We start from the raw sequence: 255 nt of genomic DNA on the forward strand, positions 1-255 counted from the left end.
TAAAAGCGGGCAAATTGACCCTAAAAGAGATCGGGTATTTACGGCTTTGGAACGCCACACCTATTGCCGTCCCGGAGGAGCTCCCTATCCCATACGAACCATTCGCAAAGGCGATTGGTTGTACATGATAAATTTTGAACCTGACAGATGGCCTTCCGGTAATCCTGATTTTGCTTCTCCACACCAAGGTTTTTACGGAGATATTGACGCGGGACCTTCCCGTGAATATTTAATTGTAAACAAAGATGAAGCCTC

Annotated in this window: 1 pseudogene; it reads left to right on the forward strand. The window is 45.9% G+C overall.

What is annotated here, in order from left to right:
- Positions 1 to 255 (forward strand): annotated as a pseudogene (locus HW347_RS20620) (hypothetical protein); the annotation flags it as partial.

This window comes from Zobellia barbeyronii, assembly GCF_018603515.1.
In the GTDB taxonomy this organism is placed as follows: Bacteria; Bacteroidota; Bacteroidia; order Flavobacteriales; family Flavobacteriaceae; genus Zobellia; species Zobellia barbeyronii.